Raw genomic sequence first — 17031 nt, 5'->3', positions numbered from 1 at the left:
GCTACGCTCAGGATGAACGGCGAGAGGGGTTCCGTGTAGGGCGGGCACCGCCCGCCGGCCGCGGGCCAACTCAACGTCGCCGCGTGCGCGAGGCACCGAGCTTGCGGGTCAGCGTGTTGCGTCCCACGCCGAGCGCCTGCGCCGCGTTCTGCCGATGCCCTTCGTGTGCCTGCAGCGCGGCCTGCAGCAGGGTCTGGTCGAGCGCTTCGCGGGCGCGGGCATGGATGTCCGCCTCGCCATCGGCCAGCGCCTGCGCGGCCCACTCGCGCAATGCGTCGGTCCATTCGCCGCCGCGTGCCGTGTCCGCAGCGTCGCCCAGGTCGCCGGGCAGGATTTCGCTGCCCGGCGCGATCACCGCCAGCCGGCGGCACAGGTTCTCCAGCTCGCGCACGTTGCCGGGATAGTCGCGCTGGGCGACGAGTTTCAGTGCGGCCCTGGAGAAGCGCTTCGGCGACAATTTCAGTTCCTGCGCGGTGGCGGCCAGGAAGTGCTGCGCCAGCAGCGCGATGTCGCCGCGGCGGCTGCGCAGCGGCGGCAGTTCGATGCGCACCACGTCGAGCCGGTGCATCAGGTCGGCGCGGAATGCGCCGGCGGCGACGCGCGCGGAAAGATCCTGATGCGTGGCGGCGACGATGCGCACGTTGCAGCGGATCAGTTCGCGCCCGCCGACCCGGTAGAACTCGCCGCCGGCCAGTACGCGCAGCAACCGCGTCTGCAGGATCAGCGGCATGTCGCCGATCTCGTCGAGGAACAGCGTGCCGCCCTCGGCCTGCTCGAAACGGCCGGCGACGCGGCGGGTGGCGCCGGTGAACGCGCCGGCCTCGTGGCCGAACAGTTCGCTCTCCAGCAGCTCGCTGGGGATCGCGGCGGTGTTCAGTGCGATGAAGGGTTGCTCGCGGCGCGCGCTCTCCTCGTGCAGCGCGCGCGCCACCAGTTCCTTGCCGGTGCCGGTTTCGCCAGTGACCAGCACGTTGAGGTCGCTGGCGGCGACGCGGCCGATCAGCCGGAACACCTCGCGCATCGGCGCGCTGTCGCCGAGCAGGGCGTGGCGGGCGACCGGCGCGGCGGGAGCCGGCGCGGCCACGTTCGCCGCGCTGGCCAGCACGCGCTGCACCACGGCCACGGCGTGATCGAGGTCGAACGGCTTGGCCAGGTAATCCACCGCACCTGCGCGATAGGCTGCCGCCGTGGTGGCGACGTCGGTGTAGGCGCTCATCACGATCACCGGGCCGATCGCGCGTTGCTGCAGGTCGTGCAGCAGGCTCAGGCCGTCCTCGCCCGGCATGCGCACGTCGGTGAGCAGCAGCGCGGGGCGTTCGTCGCGCAACGCCGCGCGCGCCGCCTTGGCATCGCCGAACTCGCGCACCGCGAGGCCGGCATCGCGCAGGGCCTCGGCCAGCACGAAGCGCACGCCGCGGTCGTCGTCGACGATCCAGATTTCCTGCAGGAGCGGACTTTGCGCGCGATGCTTGTCGTTGCGTGACGCAGGAGCATCGCGCACGAGGTGCGCTCCTGCAGGGATCTTCGTCCGGTCAGTCATGCGCGCGCTCCAGCGGCAGGTACAGCGTGAACACGGTCTCGCCGGGGCGGCTGGCGCCGCGCAGTTCGCCGCCGTGTTCGCGGGCGATCTCGCGGGACAGCGCCAGGCCCAGGCCGGTGCCGTCGGCGCGACCGGAGACCAGTGGTTCGAACAAGGTGTCGCGCAGGCCGGCCGGGATGCCGGCGCCGTCGTCGATCAGCTCCAGCCGCAGCGCCGTGCGCAGCATCCGCTCACCGAGGCGCACGCCGTGTTCGACGCGGGTGCGCAGGGTGAGCGTGCGGGCGCCGGCTTCCAGCGCGTTGCGCGCCAGGTTGAGCAGCAGCTGGTGCAGGCGATCGGCATCGCCGAGCAGGTCCGGCACGCTGGGGTCGTAGTCGTGGCGCCATTGCGGCGGCGCCGGCTCGGCCTGCAGCAGGTCGGCGAGGCGCTCCAGCAATTGGTGGATGTTGACCGGGCCGAGCCGCGCGGCGCCGTCGTGGTGCAGCAGGCGATTGGCCAGCGTGCCGAGCCGGTCGGCCTCGTCGATGATCATGCCGGCGAGCGCCTGCAGGTCGTCGTTGTCGACCCGTCGCTGCAGCAGTTGCGCAGCGCCGCGCAGGCCGGCCAGCGGGTTCTTCACCTCGTGCGCGAAACCGCGCAGGGTGGCCGACAGCGGCGAGCTCGCCGACAGTGGCTCGGCCAGCACGTGCACCTCCAGCAGCAGGCCATCGTCGAACGGCTGCAGCGCGATGTCCGCACGGATCTCGCGGCCGTTCGCGGCGGCCAGCGGCACCGCGCGCCACTGCGCCGGCCGCTGCGCGGCCAGCACCCGCGCCGCCCGCGCCACAGCCTCGTCACCGTCGGCAAACAGCAACGTCAGCGGCTGCCCCAACGGGTGGCGCACGCCCAGTTCCAGCCCTTCGACCAGCGCCGGATTGAGCCAGCGCAGGCGCAGCCGGGCGTCGACCAGCACGATGCCGGTTGCCAGCTGCTGTGCCCATGTCTGCCACGCCAGATCGCTCATTGCACCATCATGGGCAATGTATCCATTTGGTGCAAATGCCGGGGACCGCCCCGCCGCAGGCACGACCCCCCGCAACCCGGCGGCACCGCCCCCGCTTCTTGCGGTCGAGCGCGGCGGGCCGCGCGCCCAGTGCGACGCTCAGCCGAACTGCACGCTCAGCATCGAGATCGAGCCGCCGTCCATGCCCTCGACCGGGAACGTCACCGCGTCGCCCTCGTCGCTGGCGCCGAGCACGTACAGCAGCGGCAGGTAGTGGTCGGGCGTGGGGATCGACAGCTCCGCGTCGCGACCCAATGCCTCGTAGTCCACCAGCGCATGGTGATCGCCCTGCAGCATCAGCTCGCGCGCCTTCGCCTCGAAGCGCAGCGCCCAGTCGAACGGCTCGGCCGGATGCCGGCCCCAGGCATAGGCGTGCAGGTTGTGCACCACGTCGCCGCTGCCGATCAGCAGGATGCCCTCCTCGCGCAGCGGCCGCAGCAGGCGGCCCAGGCCGTAGTGGAACGCGGGCGGCTGCGACTCGTCGATGGACAGCTGCACCACCGGCACGTCGGCGTCGGGATAGACGTGGCGCAGCACCGACCAGGTGCCGTGGTCCAGCCCCCACGAGCGATCCTCGCCCACGTCCAGCGGCTGCAGCAGTTCGCGCACGCGGCGCACCAGGTCGAGGTCGCCCGGCGCCGGGTATTGCACCTCGAACAGCTCGCGCGGAAAGCCGCCGAAATCGTGGATCGTGCGCGGCCGGGCCATCGCGGTGAGCAGGGTCGCCGGCACGTACCAGTGCGCGGACACCGACAGCACCGCGCGCGGGCGCGGCAGGCGGCGGCCAAGCGCGGCCCAGCCGCGGCTCCAGTCGTTGTCCTGCAGCGCATTCATCGGATTGCCGTGGCCGAAGAAGATCGTCGGCAGGCGCGTCGAGGTGTTCCGCTCAGTCATCGGGGGACTCCTGCAGTGACGATTCGTATCCACGTACTGCTTACATTCGCGGCGTTAGTCTGGCCCGATCGCCGACGCGACGCCATCGACCATCAGCGCGATACCACCCCAGGGAGGCAAGCATGAACATCGCCCTGATCGGCGTCACCGGCCGCGTCGGCTCACGCCTGCTGGCCGAACTGCTGCGCCGCGGCCACCGCGTCACCGGCATCGCCCGCGACACCGGCAAGCTGGCCGGCCAGCCGGGCCTGGTCCTGAAGAACGCTGACGCCGACCAGCCCGCGCAACTGGCACCGCTGCTGGCCGGCCACGACGCGGTGATCAGCGCGCTGAAGTTCGCCACCATCGAAGCGGCCGCACTGCTCGCCGCGGTGAAACAGGCCGGGGTCAGGCGGCTGCTGGTGGTCGGCGGTGCCGCCACGCTGGAAGTGGCGCCGGGGCAGGTCCTGCTCGACACGCCCGGCTTTCCCGCGGCCTACCGGCCCGAGGCCGAGGGCGGTCGCCGCTTCCTCGACACCTTGCGCGGCGAGCACGACCTCGACTGGACCTTCCTGTCGCCGTCGGCCGAGTTCGCTCCCGGCGAACGCACCGGCAGCTTCCGCGTCGGCGACGACGCGCTGCTCACCGACGCCGGCGGCAAGAGCTGGATCTCGATGGAAGACTACGCGATCGCCCTCGTCGACGAACTGGAAACGCCGAAACATCTCCGGCAGCGGTTCACGGCGGGCTACTGAACCGCGCCCTCACCGCACGCGCCACGAGAACATCCCATGAGCAAGTACAAGGTTGGCTACATCGTCGGCAGCCTCGCCAAGGGCTCGATCAACCGCCAGCTGGCCCACGCGCTGGCAAAACTGGCAGCGCCGCAACTGGAGCTGGTGGAGATCCCGATGGGGACCTGCCGCTGTACAGCTACGACTACGACGCGGATTTCCCGGCGGTGGCGCGCGCGTTCAAGCAGGCGATCGCCGAGGTCGACGCGGTGCTGTTCGTCACGCCGGAATACAACCGCTCGATCCCCGGCGCGCTGAAGAACGCGATCGACTGGGCCAGCCGGCCGTGGGGCAAGAACTCGTTCGCGCGCAAGCCGTCCGCCGTGATCGGCACCTCGCCCGGCTCGATCGGCACCGCGGTCGCCCAGCAACAACTGCGCGGCGTGCTGTGCTTCTGCAACTCGCCGCTGATGAACACGATGGAGGCGTACCTCCAGTTCAAGCCGGGCCTGATCGACGAGGACGGCAACGTCACCAACCCGTCCACCGCCGAGTTCCTGACCAACTACATGAAGGAGCTGCACGTGTTCATCGAACGCGTGCTCACCGTGCTGCCGCGGGAAAGCTGACTCCGGCACGACGACGGGCGCCGCGGCGCCCGTTGTCTTACCGCCTGGACGCCTCGCTCAGAGCGAGTAGTACATCTGGAACTCCAGCGGATGCGTGCTGGCGCGGTACTTGGTCACTTCCTTCATCTTCACCTCGATGTAGGCGTCGATGAAGTCGTCGGTGAACACGCCACCGGCCTTGAGGAACTCGCGGTCCTTGTCCAGCGCTTCCAGCGCGGCGTCGAGGCTGGAGCACACCTGCGGGATGTTTTTCTCCTCTTCCGGCGGCAGGTCGTAGAGGTCCTTGTCGGCCGGCGCGCCCGGGTCGATCTTGTTGAGGATGCCGTCCAGGCCGGCCATCATCAGCGCGGTGAACACCAGGTAGCCGGAGTTCATCGGGTCGGGGAAACGCACCTCGATGCGTCGCCCCTTCGGGCTGGCCACGTAGGGGATGCGGCAGCTCGCGGAACGATTCCGCGCCGAGTACGCCAGCATCACCGGCGCCTCGAAGCCCGGCACCAGGCGCTTGTAGCTGTTGGTGGTGGAGTTGGCGAACGCGTTGATCGCGCGGGCGTGCTTGAAGATGCCGCCGATGTACCACAGCGCGGTCTGGCTCAGGCCGCCGTAGAGATCGCCGGCGAACAGGTTCTCGCCGTTCTTGGCCAGCGACTGGTGCACGTGCATGCCGCTGCCGTTGTCGCCGACCAGCGGCTTGGGCATGAAGGTGACGGTCTTGCCGTTCTGGTGCGCCACGTTCTTGATGACGTACTTCATCGTCATCAGCTCGTCGGCCTTCTTCACCAGCGTGTTGAACTTCACGCCGATCTCGCACTGGCCCGCGTTCGCCACTTCGTGGTGATGCACTTCGACGGTCTGGCCCAGCGATTCGAGCACCTTGCACATGTCCGCGCGCAGGTCGCCCAGCGAATCGACCGGGCTGACCGGGAAATAGCCGCCCTTCACGCCGGGGCGATGACCGTGGTTCTCGCCGTCGTACTTGTAGCGCGACGACCACGCCGCTTCCTCGGAACCGATCTCGTAGAACACGCGGCCCGGGTCGTTCTGCCAGCGCACCGAATCGAAGATGAAGAATTCCGGCTCCGGCCCGAAGAACGCGGTGTCGGCGATGCCGGTGGATTTGAGATACGCCTCGCCGCGCTTGGCGATCGAGCGCGGGTCGCGGCCGTAGGCCTGCATCGTCGACGGCTCCAGCACGTCGCAATGCAGGATCAGCTGCACGTGCGAGCTGAACGGGTCGAGGTGGGCGGTGTCCGGATCGGGCAGCAGGATCATGTCCGACTCGTTGATGCCCTTCCAGCCGGTGATCGAGGAGCCGTCGAACATCTTGCCGTCCTCGAACGTCGACTCGTCGATCGCGTGGGCCGGAAAGGTGACATGGTGGTGCACGCCGAGCATGTCGGCAAAGCGGAAGTCGACGAACTCGACGTCATGTTCCTGGATCAGGTCGAGCACTTGGTTGGCGGCGGACATGGAGCAACCTCGATGGGGATGGACGAACTGGTTGAGCAAGTCGTGTGCCAGCGGGGGAAAGCGTTGCGCGGCAATGGCTTGCGCGATCTCGGACGCGATCGGAGAGTTTCAGGCTGGTGCAATCGCGCATGTGATTGCACCAACCAGGGTCAATCCGCAAGAACCCGGCCGGCCGATTCACCCATCGTAAGCGCTTTCCCCGTGCGAGGTAATGTCCAGCCCTTCGCGCTCCGCTTCATGCGGCACGCGCAGGCCGAAGACCAGCTTGACGACCAGCAAGGCCAGCACGGAAACCACGCCGCTCCACAGCACGGTGATGCCCACTCCCAGCGCCTGCACGCCGAGCTGACGGAGGATCAAGAAGCCCGCCGCGCCGGTGCCGCCCAGCGCCGGGGCGGTGAATACGCCGGTCAGCAGCGCGCCGACGATGCCGCCGATCCCGTGCACGCCGAACACGTCCAGCGCGTCGTCCGCGCGCAGCAGCTTCTTCAGTCCGGTCACGCCCCACACGCAGCAGAGGCTGGCCACCGCACCGATCACGATCGCGCCCATCGGCCCCACCGTGCCGCAGGCCGGCGTGATGCCGACCAGGCCGGCCACCGCGCCGGAGGCGCCGCCGACCATCGACGCGTGGCCGCGCAGGATCGCCTCCACCGCCAGCCACGCCAGCACCGCCGCCGCCGTGGCCAGCAAGGTGTTGAGGAAGGCCAGCGCCGCGCCCGCGTTCGCCTCCAGGTTGGAGCCGGCGTTGAAGCCGAACCAGCCCACCCACAGCAGCGCCGCGCCGATCATGGTGAAGGTCACGTTGTGCGGCTTCATCGGTTCGCGCCCGAAACCCAGCCGCGGCCCGACCAGCCAGGCGCCGACCAGGCCGGCCACGCCGGCGTTGATGTGCACCACCGTGCCGCCGGCAAAATCCAGCGCACCCTTGGCGAACAGATAGCCGTCCGGTCCGTACCAGACCATGTGCGCGATCGGCAGGTAGGCGAAGCTGAACCACAGCGCCGCGAACAGCAGCACGGCGCGAAACCGCATACGCTCGGCCAGCGCGCCCACGATCAGCGCGCCGGTGATGCCGGCGAAGGTGGCCTGGAACGCCACGAACACGTACTCCGGCAGCGCCACGCCGGCGCTGAACGTGGCGGACAGCGTGTCCCTGGTCACGCCGCGCAGGAACACCTTGCCGAAGCCCCCGATCACCGTGCCATCGCCACCGAAGGCGAGGCTGTAGCCGTAGGCCACCCACAGCAGCAGCAGCAACGAGAACACCGTCAACACCTGCATCAGCACCGACAGCACGTTCTTCGCACGCACCAGGCCACCGTAGAACAGCGCCAGCCCCGGCACCGTCATCAGCAGCACCAGCAAGGTGGAGGTGAGCATCCACGCCACGTCGCCCTTGTCGACCGTCGGCACCGGTGTGGCGGCGTGCAGCAGCGGCGCGGCCAGCAGCAGGGCCGCAACGAGGCCGCGGCGGAACTTGAATGATTTCATCGAAAGCCTCGCGGGCTGGGGGTCAGGAGGATGGCGTTCGCCTGAAGGGCGTCGTCCCCGCGAAGGCGGGAATGACGAGAGCCGAAGATTGGGCACTCGAACCGGGTGATGGCCGGATCACAGCGCATCGGCATCGAGCTCGCCGGTGCGGATGCGGACTACCTGCTCGACGTCGGTGACGAAGACCTTGCCGTCGCCGACATTGCCGGTGCGCGCGGCGCGCTGGAGCTCGTCCAGCGCGGTGTCGAGCAGCGCGTCGGGCACCACTGCCTCGACCTTGAGCTTGGGCAGGAAATCGACCACGTACTCGGCGCCTCGATACAACTCGGTGTGGCCCTTCTGGCGGCCGAAGCCGCGCACTTCCGTCACGGTCATCCCGGACACGCCGGCACCTTCCAGCGCATCGCGGACCTCGTCGAGCTTGTGCGGACGGATGACACTGGTGATCAGTTTCATGGGTGGCTCCCGCGGAAATGTGTTCAGAACGACCGGGCCAGGCTCAGCACTGCCGTGGCGCGGCCCAGGTAGTGGCCGCGCGCATTGGTGTAGACCGGGCGGCGCGCGTCGGTGTCGTAGTAGCCCAGCGCCAGCGACCAGTTGCCGGCGAAGCTGCGCGTCACGCCCAGCTTCCAGTCGCTGTACGACGCGCCGGGCACGTTCGCCACCTGCTGGTGGCCGACGTGCGTGTTGAGCTGCCAGCCCGGCGCCAGCGGCTGGTTCCAGGACAGATCCAGGTAGCCGCTGCGCTCACTGTCGGCATAGCCGAACAAGGGGGTGAGTGCGCAGGAGTACTTCAGCGACAGGTTCTTCCAGGCGACCGCGACGTAGATCTCGCTGGTGTTCGGCAACGTGGCGCCCGCGGGATAGCTGCCCGGGTACTGATAGCGATACGCACCCAGGTCGACGCTCCAGCCATCACCGAGACGGCTGCGCCAGCCGCCGTAGAGATCCAGCTCCACGCTGCTGGAAACCGGCGCGGCCGGAGTCGAGGTATCGGACAGCCAGCTGACGTTGCTGCCCCAGCCGCCGACGTACCAGCCGTCGGCGTGATCGAACTCGACGCCGGCCTGCACGGCTGGCTTGCGGTCGGTCTGCGAGATGCCGCGGAACAGGTAGTCGCTGACCACGCCGGCATTGCCGATCCACTGACTGGCCGGCGCGTCGCCCGCCCGCAGCGGTGCCGGGCCGGTGGCGGCGCAGCACGACACGGCCACTGCCGCAAAGATCCCGCTTCGCCTCATGGACCCGCCCTCGAACCGGTGGTGCCGTGGCGATGGCCGTCCAGACGTCCAGACGTCCATGCACCTACGACATGACCGCGCGACCGCGCGGCCTCACCAGACCCTCAGCAAGCCCCATGCCATGCACGGAAACCGTTGCCGTGAGGGCATCGGCGTCGCGGCGGCGCCGCGGACGCCCCTGCGTTCGCACCAACCACGGCGGTCGAGACGACCGGCTTGCACTGTTCCGGTGCGTGCGGGGTCATGCCGGCAAGCGGTTCAACCCGCTCCGCCTCAGGACATCGGCTCCGGCTTCGCGTCCAGCCTGGGCGGCAGTGGGATGAACTCGTCGTGGTCCAGGTCCGGCAGCTTCATGCGCCCGGCGGCCCAGTCGGCGCGGGCCTGGTCGAGCCGCTCCGGCGAGGAGGAGACGAAGTTCCAGTCGATGTAGCGCGGCCCCACCGGCTCGCCGCCCAGTGCCATCACCACCGCGTCGTCCAGCGCGGCGATGGTGGCGGACTTGCCGGCCGTCAGCACCGCCATGCTGCCGGCCTCCACCCGCTGGCCATCCACCTCGACCTCGCCGCTGGCCACATAGACCGCGCGCTCGGCGTACTCCGCCGGCAGCGAGGTGCGCGAGCCCGCACGCAACGTCCAGTGCACGTAGAACTGCGGCGAGTCCACCTTCACCGGCGAGGCCACGCCCGCCAATCGCCCGGCAATCATCCGCCCGTTGACGCCGCCTTCGCCGAATACCGGCAACGCCTCGCTGGCGTAGTGCCAGAAGCCCGGCTCCATTTCCTCGCGTTCATCGGGCAGCGCCGCCCACAGCTGCACGCCATCGAGCGGCCCGCCCTCGCGGCGCAGGCGCTCGAAGCGCTCGGAGTGGGTGATGCCGCGGCCGGCGGTCATCCAGTTGACCTCGCCGGGGCGGATCGGCTGCTCCGAACCGAGGCTGTCGCGGTGCGTGATCTCGCCGTGGAACAGATAGGTGATGGTCGACAGGCCGATGTGCGGGTGCGGGCGCACGTCCGCCTCGCGCGGCAGGCCCGGCGCCAGCTGCTTCGGGCCCATGCGGTCGAAAAAGATGTACGGCCCGACCATGCGGCGCTGGGCGAACGGCAGCACGCGGCCAACCTCGAAACTGCCGAGGTCGCGGCGGCGCTGGGGAATGACGAGTTCGATCATGGCGTACCTCCGGGTGGGCGGGCGGGTCGACGGATGGCCACTATCGCACCGCGGGCGCGCTTTCACCTCTCCGTGCCAGCGCCGGGCCAACCCCGTAAGCTATGCCGCTGCCTACTGCATCGGACCTTCCCGTGATCGACCTGTTCCACGTCATCCTGCTCGGCATCATCGAAGGCATCACCGAATTCCTGCCCATCTCCTCGACCGGCCACCTGCTGATCGCCGAGAAGTTCGGGCTGGGCGCACGCTCGGACCTGTTCAACATCGGCATCCAGGCCGGCGCGATCCTGGCGGTCACGCTGATCTACTGGAAGCGCATCTGGCAGTTGCTGACGCAGTGGCGCGACCCGGCCAACCGCGACTACCTGCTGAAGCTGGTCGTGGCCTTCGCGATCACCGCCGTGCTCGGCTTCATCGCGGTGAAGCTCGGCTTCAAGCTGCCCGAGACGGTGACGCCGATCGCCTGGGCGCTAGTCATCGGCGGCTTCTGGATGATCGGCGCCGAGCTGCTGGCCGCGCGCCAGCCCGAGCGCAGCGAGGTGACCTGGCGGGTGGCGATCCTGGTCGGCATCGCGCAGATGATTGCCGGCATCTTCCCCGGCACCTCGCGCTCGGCGGCGACGATTTTCGCGGCGATGCTGTTCGGCACCAGCAACCGCGCGGCGGCCACCGAGTTCGCCTTCCTGGTCGGCATTCCCACCATGTACGCGGCCACCGGCTACGAGCTGCTGAAGGTGCTGCACGGCGGCAGCGCGGTGCACGAGGACTGGACCGCGCTGGCGGTGGGTTTCGTGGTCTCGGCGATCACCGCCTTCGTCGCGGTGAAGTGGCTGCTCGGCTACATCGTCGGCCACCGCTTCACGCCGTTTGCGATCTATCGCATCGCCTTCGGCGTGGCGCTGCTGTTGCTGGTGCCCGCGGGGGGCTGATCGTCCCGCCGATGCACGCTCCGTCGCCGCACGCCCTGCCCGATGCGCTGGAGCACGACGCGGCACTGCGCTAACCCGACGCGCTGCGCGAGGATTTCGACGCCCGAATATCGCCAGCTTCGCGCGCGCGAGGCGATCCGCCCACGCTGTTCCGGCGACGGCGCCGGAGCCGCTCAGGCCACCAGCGACTCCAGCGGACGCGCACCGGCGCCCGCAACCACCGCGGCTTTCGGCGCAGGCATGCCGGTGGCGCCATGTCCCGGCTGGTTGGTGCGGTCGAACAGCTCGCGCACCCACTCGATGAAGGCCTGCACGCGGGCGGACAGGTGCTTCTTCTGCGGATAGACGATCCACACCGGCTTGCCGGTCGAGGCGGTATCCGTCATCACCAGCTCCAGCATGCCCTTGTCCAGCATGCACGCGGCCAGCATGCGCGGCACCTGCGTGATGCCCAGGCCGGCGGCCACCGCCTGCAGCACCGATTCGCCGTCGTTGATCAGCATGTGCGCGTCGATGTCGACCTCCAGCGGGCCGCCGGGCGTGTCGAACTGCCACTGTCGCGGGCGGCCGTTCGGATACACGTAGTTGATGCAGCGGTGATGCTTCAGATCCTCGATGCTGCGCGGCGCGCCGTACTTGCGCAGGTACTCGGGCGAGGCGCACACGACGTTGCGCAGGTAGCCGATCTTGCGCGCGATCAGGCTGGAATCCTCCAGCTGGCCGACGCGGATCGCGCAATCCAGGCCCTCGCCGTTGAGGTCCGAGGCCGAGTCGCTCATCGACAGCTCCAGCCGGATGTCCGGGTAGCGCTGCTCGAACTCGGTCAGCCGGGGGATCACCGCGGCGCGCCCCACCGACAGCGAGATGCCCACACGCAGCTTGCCGGTGGGTTTGCTGTTGGCGTAGTTGAGCGCCTCGGTGGCCTCGGCGAGATCGGCGAGGATCTCCTTGCAACGGGCATGGAACGCGGCCCCGTCGTCGGTCAGACGCAGCGATCGCGTGGAACGGAACAACAGCCGGGCACCGAGCTGGGTTTCCAGTCGGGTCACGGCCCGGCTGACGCCGGACGGGGTCATGCCCAACTGGCTGGCGGCGGCGGCGAAGCTCTTGGCCTCGACCACGCGGACGAAGGTCGAAATGGCGGAAAAGTCTTCCATTGTTTCAATTCCTCGTCGATTCGTGACTGCGGCGCACGAGTGTAGTGCGCAAGAAACGGATTTTCTATACTGGAAAGTACACCTATTCTCTCGACCCTTCGCCGGGTTCCCCCTCCCCGGCCAACAAGGTGTTGGGAGCGCAAGATGAAAAAACAATGGATGCTGGTCCCCCTGATCGCTGCCGGCGTGCTCGGCAGTTGGGTTCTCCTGCACGGCAACGACAGCCATGCGCAAAGCCCCGCCGGCGGGCCGCCGCCGGAAGTGACCGTGGCGCAGGCGCTGACCCGCAAGGTCAGCGACAGCGCCGAGTTCACCGGCCGGCTGGAAGCGGTCAACACGGTGCAGGTGCAGCCGCGGGTCGGCGGCTTCGTCGAATCGGTGCATTTCCAGGAAGGCGCGCTGGTGCACAAGGGCGACGTGCTGTTCCAGCTCGACGCCCGCCCGTACCAGGCCGAAGTCGACCGGCTGGTCGCCAACCAGGCGCAGGCCAGGGCCGAGCTGAGCCTGGCCGAGACCAACCAGCGCCGCGCCGAGATGCTGCTGGCCCAGCACGCGATCGCGCAGCAGGAAGCCGACCGCCAGGCCACCACCGCGCAGAGCGCGCGGGCGCAGCTCGGTGCCGCCACCGCCGCGCTGGCCGCGGCACGGCTGAACCTGGACTTCACCCAGGTGCGCTCGCCGATCGACGGCCGCGTCAGCAACGCCCGCGTCACCCCCGGCAACCTGGTCACCAGCAACGACGTGCTGACCAGCGTGGTCTCGGTCAACCCGGTCTATGTCTATTTCGACGTGGACGAGCAGACCTGGCTCAAGCTCGACCACCTGCGCGCCGACGCGAAGCAGGCCGGCCGCAACGCGCGGATCGAGGCCGCGATGGGCCTGGCCGACGAGACGGGCTACCCGCATGAAGGCCGCCTCGACTTCGTCGACAACCAGTTGCACACCGGCTCCGGCACGATGCGCCTGCGCGCGGTGTTCGACAACGCCGACGGCCTGTACACGCCCGGCCTGTACGCCCGCGTGCAGCTGCAGAGCGGCCAGGCCCGCCCGCGCGTGCTGGTCGACGACCGCGCGATCGGCACCGACCTCGGCAACCAGTTCGTCTACGTGGTCGACAAGGAGCACAAGGTGCAATACCGCAAGGTCGACACCGGTGCCTTGTTCCACGGCCTGCGCGTGATCGACAGCGGCCTGGCGCCGACCGACCTGGTGGTGGTGAACGGCCTGCAGCGCGTGCGCCCCGGGGTCGAGGTGAATCCGCAGAAGGTGGCCATGAGCTACCGGCTGGACGCGACCGACAAGGCGCTGGTCGAGCGCGGCGATGCACCGAACGCCGATTCGCGCACCGCGCAGGCCAACACGGCGAGCCCAAAGACCCCGCAAGGCTGACCACACTCTCCCTCTCCCTGCCGTGCAGGGGGAGGAGCAAAGAAGACCGAGGCCGCGCAGCGGCTTCGTCGAGGATCTTTTGCATGAAAAACATCGCCCAATTCTTCGTCGACCGGCCGATCATGGCCGCCGTGCTGTCGCTGCTGTTCGTGATCACCGGCTCCATCGCGGTGTTCCAGCTGCCGATCAGCGAATACCCGGAAGTGGTGCCGCCCACCGTGGTGGTGCACGCCAGCTATCCCGGTGCCAACCCGAAAGTGATCGCGCAAACCGTCGCCACGCCGCTGGAGGAACAGATCAACGGCGCCGAAGGCATGCTGTACACCTCCTCGCAGGCCACCAGCGACGGCAGCCTGACGCTGACCGTGACGTTCGCGCTGGGCACCGATCTCAACAACGCCCAGGTCGACGTGCAGAACCGCGTGGCGCAGGCCCTGCCGAAACTGCCGGAGGAAGTGCAGCGGCTCGGCGTGACCACGCAGAAGAGTTCGCCCGACCTGACCATGGTCGTGCATCTCACCTCGCCCGATCAGCGCTACGACATGCTGTACCTGTCGAACTACGCGCGATTGCACGTGAAGGACGTGCTGGGGCGGCTCGACGGCGTCGGCGACGTGCAGATCTTCGGCGCCGGCGAATACTCGATGCGCGTGTGGCTGGACCCGCAGAAGCTGGCGCAGCGCTCGCTCACCACCGGCGACGTGATCAACGCGATCCGCGAGCAGAACGTGCAGGTCGCCGCCGGCGCGCTGAATGCGCCGCCCGGCCCGAGCAACAATGCGTTCCAGCTCAACATCAACACCCGCGGCCGACTGGTCAGCGAGGACGATTTCCGCAACATCATCGTGCGCACCGACGCGAACGGCGGCGTGACGCATCTGAGTGATGTCGCCAAGGTCGACCTCGGCTCGAACAACTACGCGCTGCGCAGCCTGCTCGACAACAAGCCGGCGGTGGCGCTGCCGATCTTCGCGCGGCCGGGTTCCAACGCGATCCAGATCTCCGACGAAGTGCGCGCCACGATGGCGCAGCTGAAGCAGGATTTCCCGCAAGGCGTCGACTATTCGATCGTGTACGACCCGACCGTGTTCGTGCGCGGCTCGATCGAGGCGGTGGCGCACACGCTGCTGGAAGCGATCCTGCTGGTGGTGCTGGTGGTGATCCTGTTCCTGCAGACCTGGCGCGCCTCGATCATCCCGCTGGTGGCGGTGCCGGTATCGCTGATCGGCACCTTCGCGGTGATGCACCTGGCCGGCTTCTCGCTCAATGCCTTGAGCCTGTTCGGACTGGTGCTGGCGATCGGCATCGTGGTCGATGACGCGATCGTGGTGGTGGAGAACGTCGAGCGGCATATCGAACTGGGCGAGTCGCCACGCAACGCGACACGCAAGGCGATGCACGAAGTCACCGGCCCGATCGTGGCGACCGCGCTGGTGCTGTGCGCGGTGTTCATCCCGACCGCCTTCGTCAGCGGCCTCACCGGCCAGTTCTATCGCCAGTTCGCGCTGACCATCGCGATCTCCACGGTGATCTCCGCGTTCAATTCGCTGACCCTGAGCCCGGCGCTGGCCGCCGTGCTGCTGAAGCCGCATGACGCGCCGAAGGACCGCCTCACCCGCGGCATCGACCGTGCGTTCGGCTGGCTGTTCCGTCCGTTCAACCGGATGTTCCATCGCGGTTCGGAGCGCTACGTGGGCGGCGTCAAGCGCATCGTCGGCAAGGGCAAGCTGGCGCTGGTGGTCTATGCCGGCCTGATCGCGCTGACCTGGTTCGGCTTCTCGCACGTGCCGACCGGTTTCGTGCCGGGCCAGGACAAGCAGTACCTGGTGGCGTTCGCCCAGCTGCCCGACGCGGCGTCACTCGATCGTTCGGACGACGTCATCCGGCGCATGAGCGCGATCGCGCTGAAACAGCCGGGCGTGCAACACGCGGTGGCGTTCCCCGGCCTGTCGATCAACGGTTTCACCAACTCGACCAACTCCGGCATCGTGTTCGTCACGCTGAAGCCGTTCGAGGATCGGCGCAGCGCGGATCTTTCCGCCGGCGCGATCGCCGGCGCGCTGAACCAGAAGTTCGGCGCGATCCAGGATGCCTACATCGCGGTGTTCCCGCCGCCGCCGGTCATGGGGCTGGGCACGATCGGCGGGTTCCGCATGCAGATCGAGGATCGCAGCGACCGTGGTTTCGACGAGCTGTACAAGCAGACGCAGAACCTGATCGCTGCCAGCCGGAAAGACCCGGCACTAGCCGGACTGTTCTCCAGCTTCCAGGTCAGCGTGCCGCAGGTGGACGCCGACGTGAACCGCGAGAAGGCCAAGGCCGAGGGCGTGAACCTGGGCGACGTCTACCAGACCATGCAGGCCTACATGGGCTCGCTCTACGTCAACGACTTCAACCGCTTCGGCCGCACCTACCAAGTGAACGTGTCGGCCGACCCGGCGTTCCGCCACACGCCCGAGGACATCCTGCAACTGAAGACGCGCAACGCGCAGGGCCAGATGGTGCCGCTGGGCTCGTTCGTCACCGTGCAGCACGGTGCCGGCCCGGACCGCGTGCAGCACTACAACGGCTATCCGACCGCCGAGATCAATGGCGGCCCGGCGCCCGGCTTCAGTTCCGGCCAGGCGCAGGCGGCCATGGAAAAGCTGGCCAAGGACAACCTGCCCAATGGCATGAGCTTCGAGTGGACCGAGCTGACCTACCAGCAGATCCTCGCCGGCAATACCGCGATCCTGGTGTTCCCGCTGTGCGTGCTGCTGGTGTTCCTGGTGCTGTCGTCGCTGTACGAGAGCTGGTCGCTGCCGCTGGCGGTGATCCTGATCGTGCCGATGGTGCTGTTGTCCGCGATCGCCGGCGTGTGGCTGTCCGGTGGCGACAACAACATCTTCACCCAGATCGGATTGATCGTCTTGGTCGGACTGGCGTGCAAGAACGCGATCCTGATCGTGGAGTTCGCCCGCGAACGCCAGCATGAAGGCATGGCGCGTCACGAGGCGGTGCTGGAAGCGGCGAAGCTGCGCCTGCGGCCGATCCTGATGACGTCGTTCGCCTTCATCATGGGCGTGGTGCCACTGGTGACTTCGCACGGCGCCGGCGCCGAGATGCGCCATGCGATGGGCGTGGCGGTGTTCGCCGGCATGCTGGGCGTGACCATCTTCGGGCTGATCTACACGCCGCTGTTCTACGTCGTCATTCGCGCCCTGGTCGAACGCCGCGAGGCGCGCGCGGCAGAACGCGCCGCCGCGCATGCGCTGCCGGCGCTGGAGAATCACTGATGAAGATGTTCACGACCATGTCCGGGCTCGCCGCGCAAGGCTCCCGTAGGGCGGGCACCGCCCGCCACACCACCACAACAGGCGACACCGG

13 protein-coding genes and 1 pseudogene are annotated in these 17031 nt (G+C 68.6%); 5 read left to right on the top strand and 9 right to left on the bottom strand.

Features of this window, described 5'->3' with window-relative positions:
• Positions 1–70: 70 nt before the first annotated feature.
• The 3 genes from ntrC to ygiD all read right to left on the bottom strand — a co-directional run bounded on the left by ntrC (position 71) and on the right by ygiD (position 3476).
• Positions 71–1540, bottom strand: coding sequence for a nitrogen regulation protein NR(I) (ntrC, locus tag ACVCMC_RS14065; protein ID WP_447097750.1), 1470 nt, complete (start codon positions 1538–1540; stop codon positions 71–73).
• Positions 1533–2543, bottom strand: coding sequence for a two-component system sensor histidine kinase NtrB (locus ACVCMC_RS14060; protein WP_447097749.1), 1011 nt, complete (start codon positions 2541–2543; stop codon positions 1533–1535). Before ACVCMC_RS14060 ends, ntrC begins: the two co-directional genes overlap by 8 nt.
• 138 nt (positions 2544–2681) lie before the next feature.
• The gene (gene ygiD, locus ACVCMC_RS14055) at positions 2682–3476 is read right to left on the bottom strand and encodes a 4,5-DOPA-extradiol-dioxygenase (protein ID WP_447097748.1); all 795 of its coding nucleotides are present in this window, start codon (positions 3474–3476) and stop codon (positions 2682–2684) included.
• A 122-nt stretch (positions 3477–3598) separates the two neighbouring features.
• On the opposite strand from ygiD, the gene ACVCMC_RS14050 reads away from it, so the two are divergent.
• Both ACVCMC_RS14050 and ACVCMC_RS14045 read left to right on the top strand, forming a co-directional pair.
• A complete protein-coding gene (locus ACVCMC_RS14050; RefSeq protein ID WP_447097747.1) occupies positions 3599–4210 on the top strand; it encodes an NAD(P)-dependent oxidoreductase in 612 nt (203 codons plus the stop codon).
• 36 nt (positions 4211–4246) lie between these two features.
• Positions 4247–4818: pseudogene (locus ACVCMC_RS14045) on the top strand (NADPH-dependent FMN reductase).
• Between the two features lie 57 nt (positions 4819–4875).
• Here the strand turns inward: ACVCMC_RS14045 and glnA are convergent.
• The 5 genes from glnA to ACVCMC_RS14020 form a co-directional block, all read right to left on the bottom strand.
• Positions 4876–6288, bottom strand: coding sequence for a type I glutamate--ammonia ligase (glnA, locus tag ACVCMC_RS14040; RefSeq protein ID WP_447097746.1), 1413 nt, complete (start codon positions 6286–6288; stop codon positions 4876–4878).
• 177 nt (positions 6289–6465) lie between these two features.
• The gene (locus ACVCMC_RS14035; protein WP_447097745.1) at positions 6466–7782 is read right to left on the bottom strand and encodes an ammonium transporter; all 1317 of its coding nucleotides are present in this window, start codon (positions 7780–7782) and stop codon (positions 6466–6468) included.
• 117 nt (positions 7783–7899) lie between these two features.
• Complete coding sequence (locus ACVCMC_RS14030) at positions 7900–8238, bottom strand: P-II family nitrogen regulator (protein ID WP_395120700.1); 339 nt, start codon at positions 8236–8238, stop codon at positions 7900–7902.
• Positions 8239–8261: 23 nt separating this feature from the next.
• On the bottom strand, positions 8262–9023 hold the full coding sequence (locus ACVCMC_RS14025; protein WP_447097744.1) for a TorF family putative porin: 762 nt from the start codon (positions 9021–9023) through the stop codon (positions 8262–8264).
• A gap of 273 nt (positions 9024–9296) precedes the next feature.
• Complete coding sequence (locus ACVCMC_RS14020; RefSeq protein ID WP_447097743.1) at positions 9297–10190, bottom strand: pirin family protein; 894 nt, start codon at positions 10188–10190, stop codon at positions 9297–9299.
• A gap of 131 nt (positions 10191–10321) precedes the next feature.
• Between ACVCMC_RS14020 and ACVCMC_RS14015 the strand changes: the two genes are divergently transcribed.
• Positions 10322–11119, top strand: coding sequence for an undecaprenyl-diphosphate phosphatase (locus ACVCMC_RS14015; RefSeq protein WP_447097742.1), 798 nt, complete (start codon positions 10322–10324; stop codon positions 11117–11119).
• Positions 11120–11292: 173 nt separating this feature from the next.
• Here ACVCMC_RS14015 and ACVCMC_RS14010 read toward each other — a convergent pair whose 3' ends face one another.
• Entirely contained in the window at positions 11293–12276 is a 984-nt protein-coding gene (locus tag ACVCMC_RS14010) for a LysR family transcriptional regulator (RefSeq protein ID WP_447097741.1), read from the bottom strand.
• Between the two features lie 144 nt (positions 12277–12420).
• On the opposite strand from ACVCMC_RS14010, the gene ACVCMC_RS14005 reads away from it, so the two are divergent.
• Positions 12421–13665, top strand: a complete 1245-nt coding sequence (locus ACVCMC_RS14005) for an efflux RND transporter periplasmic adaptor subunit (protein WP_447097740.1) — start codon at positions 12421–12423, stop codon at positions 13663–13665.
• 83 nt (positions 13666–13748) lie between these two features.
• Positions 13749–16940: an efflux RND transporter permease subunit gene (locus ACVCMC_RS14000; protein ID WP_447097739.1), complete on the top strand. Its 3192-nt coding sequence runs from the start codon at positions 13749–13751 to the stop codon at positions 16938–16940.
• The last annotated feature ends 91 nt before the right edge of the window (positions 16941–17031 follow it).

It is taken from the genome of Rhodanobacter sp. UC4452_H20, assembly GCF_052978205.1.
Note: the sequence above shows the minus strand (reverse complement) of the source record. Positions and strands in the feature narration are given on the sequence as shown.